General features: G+C 67.9%; 17 protein-coding genes. 7 read left to right on the forward strand and 10 right to left on the reverse strand.

What is annotated here, in order from left to right; genetic code table 11:
- Positions 1-66: 66 nt before the first annotated feature.
- Positions 67-582, forward strand: coding sequence for an energy transducer TonB (locus ACW176_RS05205; protein WP_492111146.1), 516 nt, complete (start codon positions 67-69; stop codon positions 580-582).
- Here the strand turns inward: ACW176_RS05205 and dnaJ are convergent.
- The 3 genes from dnaJ to ACW176_RS05220 form a co-directional block, all read right to left on the reverse strand.
- Entirely contained in the window at positions 579-1,730 is a 1,152-nt protein-coding gene (gene dnaJ, locus ACW176_RS05210) for a molecular chaperone DnaJ (RefSeq protein WP_492056091.1), read from the reverse strand. The two genes, ACW176_RS05205 and dnaJ, sit on opposite strands and share 4 nt — an antisense overlap.
- Before the next feature lie 161 nt (positions 1,731-1,891).
- On the reverse strand, positions 1,892-3,787 hold the full coding sequence (gene dnaK, locus ACW176_RS05215; RefSeq protein WP_419319273.1) for a molecular chaperone DnaK: 1,896 nt from the start codon (positions 3,785-3,787) through the stop codon (positions 1,892-1,894).
- 324 nt (positions 3,788-4,111) lie between these two features.
- The gene (locus ACW176_RS05220) at positions 4,112-6,769 is read right to left on the reverse strand and encodes a M1 family metallopeptidase (RefSeq protein ID WP_492111147.1); all 2,658 of its coding nucleotides are present in this window, start codon (positions 6,767-6,769) and stop codon (positions 4,112-4,114) included.
- 93 nt (positions 6,770-6,862) lie between these two features.
- Here ACW176_RS05220 and ACW176_RS05225 point away from each other — a divergent pair, with 93 nt between their 5' ends.
- Positions 6,863-7,480 (forward strand): alpha-ketoglutarate-dependent dioxygenase AlkB, encoded by a 618-nt coding sequence (locus ACW176_RS05225; protein WP_492111148.1) that lies wholly within the window; start codon positions 6,863-6,865, stop codon positions 7,478-7,480.
- Positions 7,481-7,588: 108 nt separating this feature from the next.
- On the opposite strand, the gene dnaA is transcribed toward ACW176_RS05225, so the two are convergent.
- From dnaA to ACW176_RS05240, 3 genes are all read right to left on the reverse strand, one after another.
- Complete coding sequence (gene dnaA / locus ACW176_RS05230; protein ID WP_492111149.1) at positions 7,589-9,055, reverse strand: chromosomal replication initiator protein DnaA; 1,467 nt, start codon at positions 9,053-9,055, stop codon at positions 7,589-7,591.
- 400 nt (positions 9,056-9,455) lie between these two features.
- Positions 9,456-9,731, reverse strand: coding sequence for a 30S ribosomal protein S20 (rpsT, locus tag ACW176_RS05235; protein ID WP_419253544.1), 276 nt, complete (start codon positions 9,729-9,731; stop codon positions 9,456-9,458).
- A 150-nt stretch (positions 9,732-9,881) separates the two neighbouring features.
- Positions 9,882-10,673 (reverse strand): enoyl-CoA hydratase, encoded by a 792-nt coding sequence (locus ACW176_RS05240; RefSeq protein WP_492111150.1) that lies wholly within the window; start codon positions 10,671-10,673, stop codon positions 9,882-9,884.
- 144 nt (positions 10,674-10,817) lie between these two features.
- Between ACW176_RS05240 and ACW176_RS05245 the strand changes: the two genes are divergently transcribed.
- A complete protein-coding gene (locus ACW176_RS05245; RefSeq protein ID WP_492111151.1) occupies positions 10,818-11,000 on the forward strand; it encodes a hypothetical protein in 183 nt (60 codons plus the stop codon).
- A gap of 40 nt (positions 11,001-11,040) precedes the next feature.
- Here the strand turns inward: ACW176_RS05245 and ACW176_RS05250 are convergent, their stop codons facing one another.
- Positions 11,041-11,523, reverse strand: coding sequence for a PaaI family thioesterase (locus tag ACW176_RS05250; RefSeq protein WP_492111152.1), 483 nt, complete (start codon positions 11,521-11,523; stop codon positions 11,041-11,043).
- A gap of 97 nt (positions 11,524-11,620) precedes the next feature.
- Between ACW176_RS05250 and ACW176_RS05255 the strand changes: the two genes are divergently transcribed.
- Positions 11,621-12,253, forward strand: coding sequence for a TetR/AcrR family transcriptional regulator (locus ACW176_RS05255; RefSeq protein ID WP_492111153.1), 633 nt, complete (start codon positions 11,621-11,623; stop codon positions 12,251-12,253).
- Positions 12,254-12,426: 173 nt separating this feature from the next.
- Here ACW176_RS05255 and ACW176_RS05260 read toward each other — a convergent pair whose 3' ends face one another.
- Together ACW176_RS05260 and mutM are read right to left on the reverse strand one after the other, a co-directional pair.
- On the reverse strand, positions 12,427-13,059 hold the full coding sequence (locus ACW176_RS05260; RefSeq protein ID WP_492111154.1) for a class I SAM-dependent methyltransferase: 633 nt from the start codon (positions 13,057-13,059) through the stop codon (positions 12,427-12,429).
- 284 nt (positions 13,060-13,343) lie between these two features.
- A complete protein-coding gene (gene mutM / locus ACW176_RS05265; RefSeq protein WP_492111155.1) occupies positions 13,344-14,207 on the reverse strand; it encodes a bifunctional DNA-formamidopyrimidine glycosylase/DNA-(apurinic or apyrimidinic site) lyase in 864 nt (287 codons plus the stop codon).
- A gap of 81 nt (positions 14,208-14,288) precedes the next feature.
- Between mutM and ACW176_RS05270 the strand changes: the two genes are divergently transcribed.
- Together ACW176_RS05270 and ubiB are read left to right on the forward strand one after the other, a co-directional pair.
- Positions 14,289-15,047, forward strand: coding sequence for a class I SAM-dependent methyltransferase (locus ACW176_RS05270; RefSeq protein WP_492111156.1), 759 nt, complete (start codon positions 14,289-14,291; stop codon positions 15,045-15,047).
- Between the two features lie 3 nt (positions 15,048-15,050).
- Positions 15,051-16,556, forward strand: coding sequence for a 2-polyprenylphenol 6-hydroxylase (gene ubiB / locus ACW176_RS05275; RefSeq protein ID WP_492111157.1), 1,506 nt, complete (start codon positions 15,051-15,053; stop codon positions 16,554-16,556).
- On the opposite strand, the gene ACW176_RS05280 is transcribed toward ubiB, so the two are convergent.
- Positions 16,557-17,114, reverse strand: a complete 558-nt coding sequence (locus tag ACW176_RS05280) for a hypothetical protein (protein ID WP_492111158.1) — start codon at positions 17,112-17,114, stop codon at positions 16,557-16,559. It lies immediately after the preceding gene.
- Between the two features lie 148 nt (positions 17,115-17,262).
- On the opposite strand from ACW176_RS05280, the gene coaBC reads away from it, so the two are divergent.
- Positions 17,263-18,459, forward strand: coding sequence for a bifunctional phosphopantothenoylcysteine decarboxylase/phosphopantothenate--cysteine ligase CoaBC (coaBC, locus tag ACW176_RS05285; RefSeq protein ID WP_492111159.1), 1,197 nt, complete (start codon positions 17,263-17,265; stop codon positions 18,457-18,459).
- The last annotated feature ends 53 nt before the right edge of the window (positions 18,460-18,512 follow it).

Genomic DNA, 18,512 nt, shown 5'->3' on the forward strand with positions numbered 1-18,512 from the left:
GGATTAAGCCGATTGCCACTCGCTCTGACTTCGTGCCAGATCGCCACGGGGTTGTGGGGGCCGGTCATGTCAGCGTCAGAGGCGATCAGCGCCGTTCCCGAAAGACCGTCAGTGATGGTGCCCTACAAGCCCGACTGGCTGGAGAAGCCGACGGGCGATGACATGGAATGGGCCTATCCGGCCCACGCCCAGCGCCACGGGATCGAGGGCAAGGCGGTGATCAAGTGCCAGGTCGGCCCTGACGGTCGCCTGGGAAACTGCCAGGTGATCTCGGAAGCTCCGACGGGCGAGGATTTCGGCGTCGCGGCCATCGCCCTGTCCCAGAAGTTCCGGATGCTGCCGCCGCCCGCCGACTATGCGGCCAAAACGCCCGAGGTGACGATCCCGATCGTCTTCCAGATGCCGCATGACCGCTGGTCTCGACTCAAGACAGCGACCGCCGCGCTGCCCAAAGGCGCAGAGCCGTCGCTCACGCCCCTAGATTCCGGCGACATCCTGTTGATGGTCGGCGTAGCGGCACTGGCCGTCGCCCTACTGGCGCTGGTGTTCTCAGTCGCAGGTAAACGCGGCCGCGCCCCCTAGCTGCCCGTAACCTCGTCCCAGAACCGCTTGGCCTTGCCGACGAAATTGGCCGACTTGGGGTTCTGCTTGTCGTCGCACAGGCCGGCCAACTCCTTGAGGAGCTCTTTCTGGCGGGCCGACAGGTGGGTCGGGGTCTCGACGAACAGCTCCACCACCAGGTCGCCGCGCTGGCGGCTGCGCAGGGAGGGCATGCCCTTGCCCTTGAGGCGGACGGTCTTGCCGGTCTGGGAGCCTTCCGGAACCTTGACCGGGATCTTGCAGGCGCCGTCGCAGTCCTCGCCGCCCATCAGGCAGGGGGCGTCGATCTCGCCGCCCAGGGCGGCCACGGTCATCGGCACCGGCACGGTGCACAGCAGGTCCAGGCCATCGCGCTCGAACAGCTCGTGCGGGATCACCGACAGGAAAATGTAGAGGTCGCCGCGCGGGCCGCTGCGGGCTCCGGCGTCGCCTTCGCCCGACAGGCGGATGCGGGCGCCGTCATCGACGCCGGCCGGGATGCGCACCGACAGGATGCGCTCGCGGCGCACCTGGCCGTGGCCGTTGCAGCTCTGGCAGGGGTCCAGCACCAGACGGCCCGAACCGCCGCAGCGGGGGCAGCCGCGCTCGACCGCGAAGAAGCCTTGCGTGGCCCGCACCCGGCCATGGCCGCCGCAGGTGCCGCAGACCGTCGGGCTGGTGCCGGCCTTGGCGCCCGAGCCGTCGCAGACCTCGCAGGTGATGGCGGCGGGAACCTTGATCTCGACCTCGGCGCCGGCATAGGCCTGCTCCAGGCTGATCTCCAGATCGTAGCGCAGGTCCTGACCGCGTTGCGGACCGTTGGACGGACGGCGACCGCCGCCGAACATCTCGCCGAACACGTCGCCGAACACGTCGCTGAAAATGTCGCTGGCGTCACCGCCAAAGCCGCCCTGGCCACCACCGCCGCCGCCATTGACGCCGGCGTGTCCAAACCGGTCATAGGCCGCGCGCTTCTGCGGATCCGAGAGGATCGAATAGGCCTCGTTGATTTCCTTGAAACGGCCGGACGCGTCCTCGCAGCCGCCGTTGCGGTCGGGATGGTGTTCCATCGCCAGCTTGCGGAATGCGACCTTGAGGCCCGCATCATCAGAGGTCCGGGTCACGCCCAGGATTTCGTAATAGTCGCGCATCGTCAGCGTCTGGCGCTCAAAAGGCCCACGGGAGAGGCGGTGATAAGGAAAGAGGTGGTGTTCTGCATCGCGCGGCGCAAGGCGTCACAGGCGCGCGGATCAAGCGAACGCGGCCGCGAAACGATCGTCAGAGGAACGTTTCGCGGCGCGCGCATGGCGAACTAGTTCGCCGGCTTGTTTTCGTCGACTTCCTCGAACTCGGCGTCGACGACGCCATCATCCGCGGCGGCTTCATCGCCATCGCCCGAACCCTGTTGCGAGGCGTACATGGCCTCGCCCAGCTTCATCGAGGCCTGACGCAGGGCGTCGGTCTTGGCCTTGATCAGGTCGACGTCTTCGCCTTCCAGAGCGGTCTTCAGGTCGGTCAGGCCGGTCTCGATGGCGGTCTTGTCGTCGCCCGAAACCTTGTCGCCGTGCTCGGCCATGGCCTTTTCCGTGGCGTGCACGGTGGCCTCGCCCTGGTTCTTGGCCTCGACCAGCGCCTTCTTCTTTTCGTCGCCGGCCTTGTTGGCCTCGGCTTCCTTGACCATGCGCTCGATGTCCGCGTCGCTCAGGCCGCCATTGGCCTGGATGCGGATCGAGTGCTCCTTGTTGGTCGCCTTGTCCTTGGCGTGGACATTGACGATGCCGTTGGCGTCGATGTCGAAGGTGACCTCGATCTGCGGGATGCCGCGCGGAGCCGGCGGAATGCCCTGCAGGTCGAACTGACCCAGGAACTTGTTGTCGACCGCCATCGGACGCTCGCCCTGGAAGGCGCGGATCGTCACGGCCGACTGGTTGTCGTCAGCGGTCGAGAAGGTCTGCGAGCGCTTGGTCGGGATGGTGGTGTTGCGCTCGATCAGCGGGGTGAACACGCCGCCCAGGGTTTCGATGCCCAGGGTCAGGGGGGTCACGTCCAGCAGCAGCACGTCCTTGACGTCGCCTTGCAGAACGCCGGCCTGAACGGCGGCGCCCAGGGCGACCACTTCGTCAGGATTGACGCCCTTGTGCGGCTCGCGGCCGAAGAAGTCCTGCACCGCCTGCTGGACCTTGGGCATGCGGCTCATGCCGCCGACCAGGATCACTTCGTCGATGTCGCTCTTCTTGAGGCCGGCGTCCTTGAGGGCCTGTTCGCACGGACCGATGGTGCGGGCGATCAGGTCTTCGACCAGGGCTTCCAGCTTGGAGCGCGACAGCTTGATGTTCAGGTGCAGCGGGCCCGACGCATTCATCGAGATGAAGGGCAGGTTGACTTCATACTGAGCGGTCGAGGACAGCTCCTTCTTGGCCCGCTCGGCCTCTTCGCGAAGGCGCTGCAGGGCCAGCTTGTCCTTGCGCAGGTCGACGCCCTGCTCCTTCTTGAACTCGTCGGCCAGGTAGTCGACGATCCGAAGGTCGAAGTCCTCGCCGCCCAGGAAGGTGTCGCCGTTGGTGGCCTTCACTTCGAAGACGCCGTCGCCGATTTCCAGGACCGAGACGTCGAACGTGCCGCCGCCCAGGTCATAGACGGCGATCTTCTTGCCGTCGTTCTTGTCCAGGCCGTAGGCGAGCGCCGCAGCGGTCGGCTCGTTGATGATGCGCAGGACTTCCAGGCCGGCGATCTTGCCGGCGTCCTTGGTCGCCTGACGCTGGGCGTCGTTGAAATAGGCCGGAACGGTGATCACGGCCTTGGTCACCGGCTCGCCCAGATGGGTCTCGGCGGCTTCCTTCATCTTCTGAAGGATGAAGGCGGAGACTTCCTGCGGCGAGTAGTCCTTGCCCTGGGCCTTGACCCAGGCGTCGCCGGTCGGACCCTTGACGATGTCATAGGGCACCATCGCCTTGTCCTTCTCGACCACGGGGTCGGAGGACGTGCGGCCGATCAGGCGCTTGATGGCGAACAGCGTGTTGGTCGGGTTGGTGACGGCCTGACGCTTGGCGGGCTGGCCGACCAGGCGCTCGCCATCCTCGAGGAACGCAACCACCGACGGGGTGGTGCGGGCGCCCTCGGCGTTCTCGATCACCTTGGGGGTCTTGCCGTCCATGATGGCCACGCACGAATTCGTGGTGCCAAGGTCGATACCAATAATCTTGCTCATAATACGAACCTGTCGCTCCTGCTGGCGGACGGCGGTGACAAGGGCCTTAGACGCAAGCGCCCCGGTTTTTCTCGCTCCGTCCCCGTCTGGTCGAACTTCCTAACGGTTGATCCAATCCTCCCCGTCCCGACCAAGGTCGAGCGGACAGAGTGCGTTCCCCGAAGTTGACGAGCCCGTCAACCCCGCTTGAAGCCGATATGGGGGATACACGCCGGCCCGCAAGTCCATTCCCTCATCTTGCGAAGGGGAATCTTCGAGTCCGGCCACAGAAAATGGCCGCGCCATACCGGCGCGGCCATCGTCAACTCAGCAAAGGCGCGGCGTTCAGCCGCCGATCTTTTTCACCCAGGCGGTGATGGCCGGCAGCTGACCCTCGCGCACGGACAGGCGGTAGGACACAGCCGCCTTGGCCTTTTCGACCTCGCGCGCCAGGCTGGGATCCGACGCCGTGAGCGCGTCCAGCTTGGTCAGCATGGCCGGGTCCGCCGAGCGGCCGCCCAGCGACGCCAGATAGCCGGAGCGACCCGAGGTATCGACCTTGGCCTCCACGGCGGCCTTGTTGGCGACCGCGAAGTCGAAGGCCAGGTTCGGATGGGCGCCGGCGACCCTGCTGATGATGCTGGGCGAGGTGGTCGCGCCCGACTCGTCGGTCATGGCCAGGTCCAGCGCCCGCTTGGCCAGGGCCGGATCCCGCGCCGCGCCCAGCAGGGTGTAGAGCTCGGTGCGCAACAGGGCGTTGGTCTCGGCCTTGGCCTGAGCGCGCAGGGCGTCCCAGCCGGCGGCGTCAGCCTGGGCGGCGACGATGCCCAGGATGGTCTTGCGCAGCGGACCGGGGACAGCGGCCGGGTCGGTCTTGTCGGCGGCGTAGCGACGCTTGGCCTCGGCCACGACCGCCGGGTCGCCCAGGCGGCCCAGTACGGCGATCACATCGCCACGCAGGGTGGCCTCGGGACCGCTCTCGCCCACCTTGGCGGTCCAGCCGACGCGGTCCAGCAGCGGCGAAAGGCGCGCCAGGGCGACCTTGCGGAACGCCGCCTGCTCGGTGGGCATTCCGTCATAGTAGCTGTCGACACCGCCATAGATGGCGACGATGCGGCCCCAGATCTTCGGATCGGCGGCGACCGGCGCGGCGATGGCCAGGTCCAGGGCGTCGGTGGCCGGCTGCAGACCCGCCAGGCCCAGGGCATAGACGTCGCTGAGCAGGCCCAGCTGATCGATCGGCGGCAGGCTGGCGAAGTTCGCGGCCAGGCCCTTGAACAGGTCCGGCGTGTAGAGGGTGCGGAAATAGCCCGCCTGGCCGGCATTGACGATCACCGGGCCGCAGCCCGGCACGGCGACGCTGGCCGATCCGCTCTCGACCAGGGTCTGAACCGGCGCGCCGCCCGAGACGGCGCGGGCGGCCACCGGCACGCTCCAGCGTAGCGCGGTCTTGCCCGGACGGTCCTTGGTGAACTCGCCCTGGGTCAGGGTGAGTTGCGATGCGCCATCGACACAGCCGCCGCCCGAGACGGTGATCAGCGGCACGCCGGGCTGACGGGTAAAGTCGCGGGCGATGGCCTTGATCGGCTTGCCGGCCGCGGTTTCGACCGCGCCCCACAGATCGTCGGTGACGGTGCTGCCATAGGTGTTGGCCTTGATGTAGCTGCGCACCCCGTCACGCCAGGCGTCGGGGCCGGCATAGGCCTCCAGCATGCCGATCACGGCCTGACCCTTCTGGTAGGTGATGCCGTCAAAGGCCTCGCTGGCCTCCTCGACGGTCTTCATCGGCTGGACCACCGGGTGGGTCGTGGCCAGGGCGTCCAGGCTCATGGCGTATTCGCGGCCGCCGATGGCGTTAAGGGCGCTGTTCCACTCGGGGAAGAACTTCTCGGTCGTGCGGCCCTCGAGCCAGGTGGCGAAGCCCTCGTTCAGCCACAGGTCGTCCCACCAGGCCATGGTGACCAGATTGCCGAACCACTGGTGAGCGGTCTCGTGCGCGAGGGTGGTGTAGACGCCTTCGCGGTCCTCCTGGGTCGACAGGGCCGGATCCAGCAGCAGGGCGTATTCGAAATAGAAGATCGCGCCCCAGTTCTCCATGGCGCCGAAGAACTGGCTCTGGCCGGGGGCGGCGATGTGGTCGAGCTTGGACAGCGGATAGTCGACGCCGAAATAGTCGTTGTACCACTCCAGGATCGGACCGGCCGACTTGAGGGCGAACTGGGCCTTGGCCAGGTCGCCGCGCTTGGTGATCACGCCGATCTCGGCGCCGGCGGCCGTGGTCGTGGCGCGCTCGAACTCGCCCAGGCCGAAGAACAGCAGATAGGTCGACATCTTGGGCGAGGCAGCGAAGGTCACCCGGCTCTTGCCGCCGCCGACATCGACCGTCTTCTCGACGGGCATGTTGCTGATCGCCATCTGGCCGGTCGGCACGGTGGCCGTCAGCTTGAAGGTGGCCTTGTGGAAGGGCTCGTCCCACGAGGGGATGAACCGGCGGGCGTCGGCGGCCTCGAACTGGGTGTAGATCGCGCGCTTCTCGCCGGCGTCGGTCTGGTAGTCGAGGGCGAACAGGCCGTTGGCCTGGGTGTTGATCTTGCCCGCATAGTCGATCGACAGCACGTGGCGGCCCTTGGCCACCGGCTTGGCGAAGGTGAAGCTGGCCGTCTGGGCCTTGTCGTCCACCGCGATGGTGGCCGCGCCGGCGCCCTTGCCCGAACCCTTGATGTGGGCCTTGGAGAAGGTCAGTTCATGAGCCTGCAGCACGATGGTGCGGGTCGGCTCCAGCACGTCGACCGTGATCTGCACCGAACCGGTGAAGGTCAGGTTGGCGGCGTCGGGGGTGAAGGCCACGTCATAGTGCGTGGGGACCACGGCGCGCGGCAGCTGGGTGGTGACGGTCTGGGCGGTCGCGCCGGGGGTCTGGCTGGCGGCGAGGGCGGCGCCCGGGACACTGGTCGCGGCAAGAAGAAGCGCGGCGACGGCCGCAGAAGACAGAAGACGACGCATGAACGGCCCTGAACTGCAAAATTTGCTCGACCAAAACGGCCGAAGGCGCGAACCAACACCTTCCCTCCGGTTCCGGCGCGTTAAATATCCGTAATGATCCAGCCGCTCTCCGTCGTTCCGGGTTTTGACCTCTGGCCCGGCCTGCTGTCGCCACGGGCCCAGGCGGAGCTGGTCGCCGCCGTGTTCGAGGCGGCCCAAGCCGCGCCCTTCGCCCACTACGCCACGGCCTATGGAAAGGCGATGAGCGTCGGCATGACCAGTTTCGGCCCTCTGGGCTGGACCAGTGACGCGAGCGGCTATCGCTATGCCGACAGGCAACCGGCAACCGGCCGGCCCTGGCCGGCCATGCCCCAGGCCCTGCTGGATCTCTGGACAGATCTGGGCGACCCGGACACCCCGCCGGACTCGGGCCTGATCAACCTCTATCGCGGCGAGGCCCGCATGGGGCTGCACCAGGACCGCGATGAGGCCGATCCGCGCTTTCCGGTGCTGTCGATCTCGCTGGGCGACACGGCGGTGTTCCGGATCGGCGGGACCTCGCGCAAGGACCCCACCCGCAGCCTGAAACTGAGCTCGGGCGACGTCTGCCGGCTGTCAGGCCCGGCGCGGCTGGCCTTCCACGGGGTGGACCGGATCCTGGCCGGCTCGTCCAGCCTGGTCCCGGATGGCGGGCGGATCAATCTGACCCTGCGCAGAGCGCGGCCCGCTTAGCTTGGCCGGGATGACTGTCCGGAACGAAAAAGGGGCCGCCCAATCGGACGGCCCCTTCTCAATCTCAAGCCTGACGCAACGGAAACCGGTGTCTTCTACCGGGGCGACCTAGCCGCGCAGCTTGCGCGTCAGGACCTCCAGGTCGTGGTTCAGGGCGCTGTCATCAACGCGCAGGGCCTCGATGCGGCGCACGGCGTGCAGGACGGTAGTGTGGTCGCGACCGCCGAACCGGCGACCGATATCGGGCAGCGAGCGGGTGGTCAGTTGCTTGGCCAGCCACATGGCGGCCTGACGCGGACGCGCGATGGCGCGGTTGCGACGCTCGCTCAGCAGATCAGCCTGTTTCATGCCATAATGGTCGGCCGTGGCCTTCTGGATATCGTCGATGGTGATGCGCTTCTCGCCCGTCCGCAGGTGCGGCCGCAGAATGGCCTGCACTTCGTCGAGCGTCAGGCGCGACAGGCCCTCGCCGGCCCGGGCCGACAGGGTGTTGAGCGCGCCTTCCAGCTCGCGGACGCTGTCGGTGAAGCGGTCGGCCAGGAACTGCAGCACGTCCGGGCGCATGGTCGGATCCGAACCGTGGGCGGCCGACAGGGTCTGGATCTTGCGCTCCAGAATGCCCATCCGCAGCGAGCGGTCGGCCGGCTCCAGACCGCAGACCAGGCCCGCCGACAGGTGCGAGCGCAGATGGGCGTCCATCTCGGTCATGGCCGAGGGCGGACGGTCCGACGAGAACACGACGCGGCGGCCTTCCTCGACCAGGGCGGTCAGGGTGTGGAACAGCTCTTCTTGCGTGGACTGCTTGCCGGCGATGAAATGCACATCGTCGATGATCAGCAGGTCGGCGGCGCGCAGCTCTTCCTTGAAGGCGGCCGTCTGGCGATCCATCACGGCGCGCACGAAGGTCGACAGGAAGCGCTCGGCGGTCAGATAGACCACGCGCTTGGTCGGGGCCTGACGCATGGCCTCCCAGGCCAGGGCGTTGAGCAGGTGGGTTTTGCCAAAGCCATAGGGGCCGTGGAACAGAACCGGATTGAAGTGGCCGTCGGCCCAGCTCGCCACCCGGCGCGCCACGGCGTGGGCGAATTCATTGGCGGGACCCGGGACGAAGGTCTCGAAGGTGAAGCGTTCCTGCAGACCCTGGGTGCGCGAGGGCTTGCCGGTCGAGACCGGGGCCAGGCTGGGGGCGTCGGTGGAGACGGGCAGCACGATCTCGATCGGCTCGGCCTTGGCGGCGTCGACATAGGCGCCGGCCGAGGCTTCGAATTCCAGACGCGACTTCAGGTCGATGCGACGCGCCATGGGATCATTGGCCGTCCACAGCTCGCTGATGCGACGCCAGGCGCTGCGGCGGATCCAGTCGCGAGCGATCCCGGTCGGGGTGACCAGAACCACATCGCCCGACGGACCTTCGCGCAGCAGAGCCGGCGCAATCCACGACCCGAAGGCCGCATCGCCCAGCTCGCGCTTCAGCGCCACGCAGACCTTGTGCCAGACGCCGCCGGCCGGCTCACAGGCAACCGCTGGAATCGCAGCCGAAAAGTCCTGGCTCGCCACCCCACCCTTGATCGTCATTCGTCCACCGCCTCGTACCTAAAACGCGCCCGCATGCCTGCCGCCCGCCCCCCATGGCGAAACGACCGGTTTTCTCAACGCGCACGGGGGCTTAGTCAGCAGAACGCATAGGTTCTGCCGCCGCCGTTTTTTCCAAGGACTGGAAGAGCGCTGAGGCCCCTAAACTAGCCAGCCGACCCTGCTGGTCAAACGGAAAACTTGCGTCCGGGATCGGATATTTCTGTTGACTCGCGAGAGCCCCTCGCCTGGCAAGGGAATAGTTAAGTCCAGCAATTTTCGGACGCTGTTATTTCAATAAAGTGTGCAGTTGAACACAAAGCAAAAGCCGGTTGGATTGCTCCAACCGGCTCCTGTAAAGACTTGAATTTCTTGAACGAACTAGGTTCGTCCAGTATCTGGACTAGGCTGCGGCCGTGTCCAGCTTCTTCAGGCGAGCGGCCAGGCGCGACACCTTGCGCGAACCCGTGTTCGGATGAACCACGCCCTTGGAAACGGCGCGCATCAGTTCCGACTGAGCCTCGATAAAGGCAGCCTTGGCGACGGCGACGTCGCCGGCCACCAGGGCGTCTTCGAACTTGCGGAGGAACGTGCGCACGCGCGAACGGCGAGCGGTGTTCACCTCGGTGCGACGGGCGATCTTGCGGATCGCCTTCTTGGCGCCGGGATTGTTGGCCATGGAAATTGGACCTCGAAACGGACAGCCGCGCGGAACAGCCGCGAAGCAGGGAAAATCTTGAGCGCGCGGATATACGGGAAGCGGCGAGATCGGTCAACGGCTGTCGAGGCGGAATCCCCGTAGGGTGCGACGAGCGGTCGCGCCCCCCTCTCAGCGCCCCTTAAACACCGGTTTACGTTTCTCGACGAAGGCCGCCATCCCTTCCTTCTGGTCTTCGAAGGCGAACAGCGAGTGAAACAGTCTCCGCTCGAGGGCCACGCCGGTGGTCAGGGTCGTTTCATAGGCGGCCAGGACCAGCTCCTTGTTCATGGCCACAGCCAGGGGCGACTGGCCGGCGATCTTGGCGGCGATGGTCAGAACCTCGGCCAGCAGCATCTCGGCCGGGAAGATGCGCGACACCAGGCCCGAGCGCTCGGCTTCCTCGGCCCCCATCATCCGGCCGGTCAAGATCATGTCCATGGCCTTGGACTTGCCGACAAAGCGGGTCAGGCGCTGGGTGCCGCCGATGCCGGGCGCGACGCCCAGATTGATCTCGGGCTGGCCGAACTTGGCGGTGTCGGCGGCGATGATGAAGTCGCACATCATGGCCAGCTCGCAACCGCCGCCCAGGGCGTAGCCCGACACGGCGGCGATGATCGGCTTGCGGCACTGCTCGATGGCCCGCGCGCCGGCGGTGAAGAAGTCGGCCTTGAACATCTCGGCATAGGACTTGTCCGACATCTCCTTGATGTCGGCCCCGGCGGCGAAGGCCTTGGCCGAGCCGGTCAGCACGATGCAGCCTACGCTGTCATCGGCTTCCGCCGCCGCCAGGGCCGTCGCCAGCTCGCCCAGCAGCTGGGCGTTCAGGGCGTTCAGGGCCTCGGGCCGGTTCAGCCGGATCAGCACGACGCCGGCGGCCCCGTCCGGGGCGGTTTCGACGATCAGGGTTTGATACTCGGCCATCGGCGGGTCTCTCCTTGTGACGCTCGCTTTATAGAGCGCGTCGCGGCGAAGGGGAGCCCCGCAAGGCGAAGCTCGCGCATCGGTAAACCGCAGGAACGGTAGGGCCGCCGAATCGTTTGATCCCCGACAAACAGGAGAAGCCCCATGGCCGAGCGCGACGACATCTACGATCCGACCACCCCCGAGGCGAACCACAACATCCAGCAGGGCGGCGGCGTCGGAGCTCGCGACCTGGCGCGGCAGGAGGAGCCGACCGAGATCGTCCCCGAGAACGACCCGGGTGAAGCCCCGACCGAGGCGATAGGCCTGGCGCATCCGGTGGCGTGACCAGGCCTCCCTGCTGGCGCGCCGCCGACAACGGCGTCGCTCAGCCAGGCATCGACCGCCCGCCCAAAGCCTCTATCGCCGCCTGCTCCGCCGGCCAATGGTCGAAGGCCATCAGGATCTGCTGGGCGGTGGCGTCGGCGATCACCACGCCGTCCTCCCGGCGAAACTCGGCGCGGGCGGTGATCAGCTGCCGGGTCTGGGCCACGATGCGGGCCTCGAGAGTCAGGGGGTGACTGCGGCCCACCTTCAGGAAGTTCATCTGCAGGTTCACGGTCCGAAACAGCCGGTCGCCCGGGACCACCGTCATGGCCGCGAAGGCCAGGACCTGGTCGGCCAACGCCGCCAGATAGCCGCCGAACAGCGAGCCGTCGGCGGTGGCCAGCTCCGGGCTCGGGCTCCAGGACTTGCGCACCCAGCCTTCGCCCCAGTCGTCGATCAGGCCCAGCTTCAGGGTCTGAACGATCGGCGGCGGGGTGGCGTCTCCCGCCTTCAGGGCGTTCAATCGATCCGTGGCCCATGTCATGCTGTTCTCCCGCAGGGTTGCAGGCGGCAAGGCTAGGGCGTCGGGGCGGGCCCTGTTACTCGACTTCCAGGGCGGCGCCGATCCGGAGGGTTCCACAATGACGGCCGTTGAAAAGGCTCGCAAAATTCCGCGACAGCCGCGCGCCCAGACGACCGTGGACTATATTCTGGAGGCCGCAACTCAGGTTCTGGAGACGACCGGCGAGGCCGGCTTCAACACCAATGCGGTGGCCCAGCGCGCCGGCGTCAGCATCGGCGCCCTCTATCGCTATTTCCCCGACAAGCAGGCGATCCTGCAGGCCCTGGCCCAGCGCGAGACCGAGGCGCACCGGCGGGCGGTGATGGCGGTGGTCGAGGGCGGCACGCCGGGCCTGGCGCGCGATCGGGCCATGATCCGCGCCTTCCTCCAGGCCTTCGCCGGCCGAAACCGGGCGCGGCGCATCGCCATGTCCAGCCTGCTGGCCACGGCCGACCACGGCGAACTGGCCTCGCGGTTCGCGGCGGCGGAAACCGGCCTGACCGACGCGGAGGGCCGACCCCTGACACCCGTCCAGGCCTTCGTGCTCAGCCGCGCGGTGCAGGGCGCCATGCGGGCGGCGGTGCTGGAGGGCGCCGACTTCCTGCTGAGCCCGGAGTTCGAGGACGAACTGGTGCGGCTCAGCCGGGCCTATCTGGGCTATCCGGCGGGCGGCCGGGCGCCGAAGGGAGCCCTGGACCTCAGCCCAGTTTGATCACACCCAAACCTCCCGTCATTCCCGCCCTTGTGGCGGGAACCCCTGCTTCAACTGACACGTGAAGTGCCAGCGGGGTGCGCGCGCACCCCGCCTCTCCAGCACCTGCGGTGGATAGAGGGGTTCCCGCCATAAGGGCGGGAATGACGGTGAGATATAGAGAGGGGCGGCGACTAGATCGGTTTGCGCGCCGTGATCGCGACCCAAGGCCCCTGGCCACCCTCATAGCCGCGGCCCAGCTCTTCCGTGATGGCCTCAATGTCCCACGCGGCCGAGCGCCTGTAGGCGGCTCTGACTTCATCGGCCGAGAGATAGTTGAAGTAGCGGCCCAAGCCGTCACGCCCTTCACGGCCGCCGCCTTTGAAGCTGGCGAAGTGGATTCCACCCGGCTTGAGGGCGCGAAACACTAGAGACAGAACGCCTGGAAGTGCGGCGCGGGGCACGTGCAGCAGGCTGGCATGGGCCCAGACGCCGTCATACTCATCCATCGCGTCGAGTTCATCGAAGCGCATCACGCGAACCGGGCGACCTATCCGCCCTTCAGCTTCGCGGGCGATCTCCGGAACGCCGTCTGTTGCATCGAGCTGGAAACCGCGAGCCAGCATGGCTTGGCTGTCTCGACCGGCGCCGCAACCCAGTTCCAGAATGCGGGCTCCTGGCGCGAGCCCCTGAAGAAAGGCGGCCAGGGACCGGCTTGCGCCACGGGGTCCGTTGACCGCGTAAACGCGAGCCTCATCAGCGTAGAAATCAAGCGTCGCCTGATCGCACGCGGCGTGATCGAGCGATGAAGGTCCAGGCGCGGCCATGACCCAACCTTAAGGTTGGACGGCGCATCGCGGCAATGTCCGTGACCGCCCCGCCTCCTTCGCGCGGACGGGAGCTATCCTTAAATTTCACGGCGAGACGATCGCCGGTCTTCAAGAGATTTAGGGATGAGCGGGACCCGGGGCGTCCCGCTTTAGAGAGGGAAGGCAAAGGCCGCCTTCGAGCCATTGCTGGCCTAAATCCCTCTCCCATAGGGAGGGGGAGCAACGAATGCTCACAACCCCCTGCCGACCTTAGGAGGGGCCGCTCCGAGGCGGCCGCCCCCTCAAACCTGACACACCGGACAAAAGAACGTCGAGCGCCCCGCCTGGACCTCGCGCGCGATCACGCCCTTGCAGCCCGGCGTCGGACAAGCCTCGCCCTCGCGGTCGTAAACCCGGAAGCGGTGCTGGAAATAGCCCAGGGCGCCGTCGGCGGCGGCGAAGTCCTTCAGGGTGGAGCCGCCGACCTCGACGGCCTCGGCCAGGACCTCCTTGATGATCGTGGTCAGGGGCCCCAGCCGCTTGCCGGCGATCATCCCCGAGGGCTTGAACGGCGAGATGCCCGCCCGGTGCAGGGCCTCGCACACATAGATATTGCCCAGGCCCGCGACGGTCTTCTGGTCCAGCAGCAGGGTCTTGGGGCCCTGCTTGCGGCCGGCGAAGGCCTTGATCAGGGTCTGGGCGGTAAAGCCCTCGCCCAGAGGCTCGGGGCCCATGGTCGCGAACCACGGATGGCGGTCGAGCTGGTCGGTGGCGATCAGGTCCATGAAGCCGAAGCGCCGGGGGTCGTGATAGGTAACCACCGCCCCCGCTTCCGTCTCGAAGATGACGTGGGCGTGCTTGTCGTCGGGCTTGACCTCGCGGGCGAAGTCGCCGGGGCGGATCGTGCCCTCGGGGGCGGCGATCTCGAAGCGGCCGGTCATGCCAAGATGCATCACCAGGGTGTCGCCGCGATCCAGCGGGGCCAGCAGATATTTGGCCCGCCGATCCAGCCGCAGGATCCTGGCCCCCGTCAGCCGCTGGACGAAGCCGTCGGGCAGGGGAAAGCGCAAGTCGGGCCGGTTGGCGCGCACGCGGGCAAGGCGCGCGCCGCTCAAGGTCGGTTCAAGGCCGCGCCGGACGGTCTCGACTTCGGGCAATTCAGGCAAGGGCGGCCTCAAGAAGGTGACGCGACGCAGCGCGCGGTCTAAGAGCGATCCAGCATATAGAGAGCCTGGTCGATAGACGTCATGAGCAAGCCTGCCGCCACATTCGGTTTCAAGGACGTCGATCCTTCGGTGAAGGCCGGCCTGGTGCGCGGGGTCTTCGACCGCGTCGCCAAGAACTACGACCTGATGAACGACCTGATGAGCGGGGGCGTGCACCGTCTGTGGAAGGACGCCGTCGCCGCGCGCCTGAACCCGCAGCCGGGCGAGGTGATCATCGACTGCGCCGGCGGCACGGGCGACATGGCCCGCCGCTTCGCCAAGATGGCCCGCCGCGCCCAGGAGCGCCGGGGCGGCCCTGACGCGATGATCAACATCATCGACTACAATGCCGAGATGATCGCCGCCGGCATCGAAAAGGGCGGCGAGCCGGAAATCACATGGACCGTCGGCGACGCCCAGCGCCTGCCCCTGCCCGACGCCTATGCCGACGCCTATGTGATCTCGTTCGGCATCCGCAATGTCACCGACATCGACGCGGCGCTGCGCGAGGCGCGGCGGGTGCTGAAGCCGGGCGGCCGCTTCATCTGTCTGGAATTCTCGCGCCCGGCCACCGAGTTTCTGGCCAAGGCCTATGACGCCTACAGCTTCAAGGTCATCCCGCAGGTCGGCGAGTGGGTCGCCAAGGACCGCGAGGCCTATCAGTATCTGGTCGAGAGCATCCGCCGCTTCCCCGACCAGCGCGCCTTCCTGGCGATGATGGAAGACGCCGGCTTCAAGCGGGCCACCTATGCCAATTTCACCGGCGGCGTCGCGTCGATGCACCAGGGCTGGGCGCTCTAGTCCATGGGGCAGATGTCCGCGTTCTGGCGCCTGATCGGCGCGGGCTGGGTGCTGATCCGGGCCGACGCCCTGATCCCGCGCGAGCTTGACCCCATCCTGCCGGCCCCGGCGCGGCTGGCGGCGCGGACGCTGCGGCTGTTGTCGGGTCCCCGCGCCCGGCTGGGACGCCCAGGCCAGCGGCTGGCCGGCGCGCTTGAGGGCCTGGGCCCGGCCGCGATCAAGATGGGCCAGTTCCTGTCGACCCGGGCCGACATCTTCGGCACGCCCTTCGCCGAGGACCTGTCGCGCCTCAAGGACCGCCTGCCGCCCTTCCCGCTCAGCCAGGCGCGCGACGAGATCGAGCGCAGTCTGGGCCGGCCGATCGAGACCCTGTTCGCCCGACTGGATGACGCCGTCGCCGCCGCGTCCCTGGCCCAGGCCCATCCGGCCTGGCTGCTGGACGGAACCAAGGTTGCCGTAAAGGTGCTGCGGCCCGGCATCGAGCGCCAGGTGTTCCAGGACAGCGCCGTTCTGCGCCTGGCCGCCGATCTGGCTGAGCGTCTGGTTCCGCAGGCCCGCCGCCTGAAGCCGCGCGACTTCGTCGAGGTGGTGATCCGGGCCCTGGATCTGGAGATGGACCTGCGCTTTGAGGCCGCCGGCTGCGCCGAGCTGGGCGAGGTGATGGCCCGTGACGCCTATATGACCGCGCCGGCGGTGGTCTGGGACGGGGTCGGCAAGCGGGTCCTGACCCTGGCCTGGGCCGACGGCGAGGCGCTGTCGGATCCGCAGGCGCTGGAGCTGCCGGGTCTGGACCGCAAGGCCCTGGCCGACAACATCACCCGGGGCTTCCTGGCCCAGGCCCTGGACCACGGCCTATTCCACGCCGATCTGCACGAGGGCAACCTGTTCGTCGCCGCCCCGGCCAGGGTGGTGGCCGTCGACTACGGCATCATCGGGCGTCTGGGCCCCGGCGAGCGGAAATATCTGGCCGAGATCCTGTACGGCTTCCTGAACCGCGACTACGCCCGCATCGCCCGCATCCATTTCGACGCCGGCTATGTGCCGGCTCACCACGATGTCGACGCCTTCGCCCAGGCCCTGCGCGCCGTGGGCGAACCGATCTTTGGCCGCGACGCCCGCGAAGTGTCGATGGGCAAGCTCCTGGCCCAGTTGTTCGAGATCACCGCCCTGTTCGAGATGGCGCTGCGGCCCGAACTGGTTCTGCTGCAGAAGACCATGGTCACGGTCGAGGGCGTGGCCCGCCGCATCGACCCGGCCCACGACATCTGGGCCGCCGCCGATCCGGTGGTGCGCCGCTGGATCACCCGTGAGCTGTCGCCGGCCGCCAAGGTGCGCGACTTCGCCGACGAGGCTCTGAAGGCGCTGCGAGCCCTGGCGCGGCTGGCCGAAGCGCCGCCGGTCCCGGTGGCGGTGGCGGCGGCTCCCGGATCACATTCGCTGGCCTGGTTCGTGGCAGGCGCCGTCGTGGCGATCCTGGCCTTCGCGGCCGGCGCCGTGGCCCTGGGCTGATCAGCCGCTATCGGCCTGACCGCGCTCCCGGGCCGCCGTCGCGCGGCGGCTTTCGCGGGCTTTCTGCACGTCCCAGTAGGCGGCCCCGTCATCAGGCTTGAACAGGGCCCGCGGCGCGCCTTCCTTCGACACCACCGCGAAGATATTGCCGCGGGGGTCGTAGATCAGGGTGTCGCCATTGGCCCGCTTCAACGTCTCGACGCCCTTGGGCGGGTCGGCGACGAACCGGTGGGCCGCCTCGACATAGTCGTCGACCGTGACCGCGCCGAAGGCCTCGCCATTGCGCTCGAAGGCGCGCTCGGCGTTTTCCTCGGCGGTGCGGGTGCGGTTGGCCGCCCAGAACGGCTTGCCCGCGATCAGGCGGACCGGCGCATCACGCGGGTCGTCGCTTCGCGATGACGTTGTGCCGGACGAGGCGGGCGTGTCCGTCGCCTCCGCCGAAACCCTGCGCTCGCCGGCCTTGGAGGCGGGCACGGCCGTCGCGCCGCCGTCGCAGGCGGTCAGGAACAGCGCGCCGGTCGCCAGAAGCGCGGTCGCGGTGATGGGAAAGTTCTTCAACCTCATGATCTCATTGCCCCACAGTTTCAACCTGACCGATTAATGAACGAAAGCGGAACGCGAGTCGAGTCCGTCACGAGCTTGTCCTTTGTCGGATCGCCGCGCATGGGCCATAAGGGGCCTGAACACGAAGCGGAGACGGCCGGCGGTGAGCGACAAACGGGTTCTTCTGATCGTCGGCGGCGGCATCGCGGCCTACAAGGCGCTGGAGCTCACGCGCCTGCTGCGCAAGGCCGGCGTCGCCGTGCGGCCGATCCTGACCAAGGCGGGCGCGCAGTTCGTCACGCCGCTATCCCTGGGCTCGCTGGCCGAGGACAAGGTCTATGACGAGCTGTTCTCCCTGACCGACGAGGCCGAGATGGGCCACATCCAGCTCTCGCGCTCGGCCGATCTGGTGGTGGTGGCGCCCGCGACCGCCGACCTGATCGCCAAGGCCGCCCATGGCCTGGCCGGCGACCTGGCCTCGACTACCCTGCTGGCCACCGACAAGCCGGTGCTGATGGCCCCGGCCATGAACGTGCGGATGTGGCTGCACCCAGCGACCCAGCGCAATATCGCCACCCTGAAGGCCGACGGCGTCTCGTTCGTCGGCCCCGACGAGGGCGCCATGGCCTGCGGCGAGTTCGGCCCCGGCCGCCTGGCCGAGCCGGAGGCGATCTTCGCCGCCATCATGGAAGCCCTGGACGGCCCGGCCACAAAGCCATTGGCCGGCAAGCGCGCCCTGGTCACCGCCGGCCCGACCTTCGAACCGATCGATCCGGTGCGCGGCATCACCAATCGCTCCAGCGGCAGGCAGGGCTTTGCCATCGCCCAGGCCCTGGCGCAGCTGGGCGCCGAGGTCACACTGATCGCGGGGCCCGTCTTCCTTCCCACCCCGCCGGGCGTGAAGCGCGTCGATGTCGAGACTGCCCGCCAGATGCTGGCCGCCAGCCAGGCCGCCCTGCCCGCCGATGTCGGCGTCTTCGTCGCGGCCGTCGCCGACTGGCGGGTGGACGAGGCCTTCGGAACCAAGCTGAAGAAGGAGCGCGGCGGGCCGCCGGCCCTGACCTTCGTCGAGAACCCCGACATCCTGGCCACCGTCTCGGCCACGGGCCCCAATCGGCCGCGTCTGGTGGTCGGCTTCGCGGCCGAGACCAACGATGTCGAGATGCACGCTCGCGCCAAGCTGTCGCGCAAGGGCTGCGACTGGATCATCGCCAATGACGTCACCGAGCCTGGGGTGATGGGCGGCGACGAAAACGCGGTGCTGCTGGTCACCCAAAGCGGGACCGAGCGCTGGGACCGCGCGCCCAAGGACGAGGTGGCCCGCGCCATCGCCCTCCGCATCGCCGGAGCCCTGGCCTAAACTCCGGGTCCCGGCGCTCTGGTCCCGGCTGGGCCAAATCAGCTAAAGCCCCC

The organism is Caulobacter sp. FV1ye13L (genome assembly GCF_058681155.1).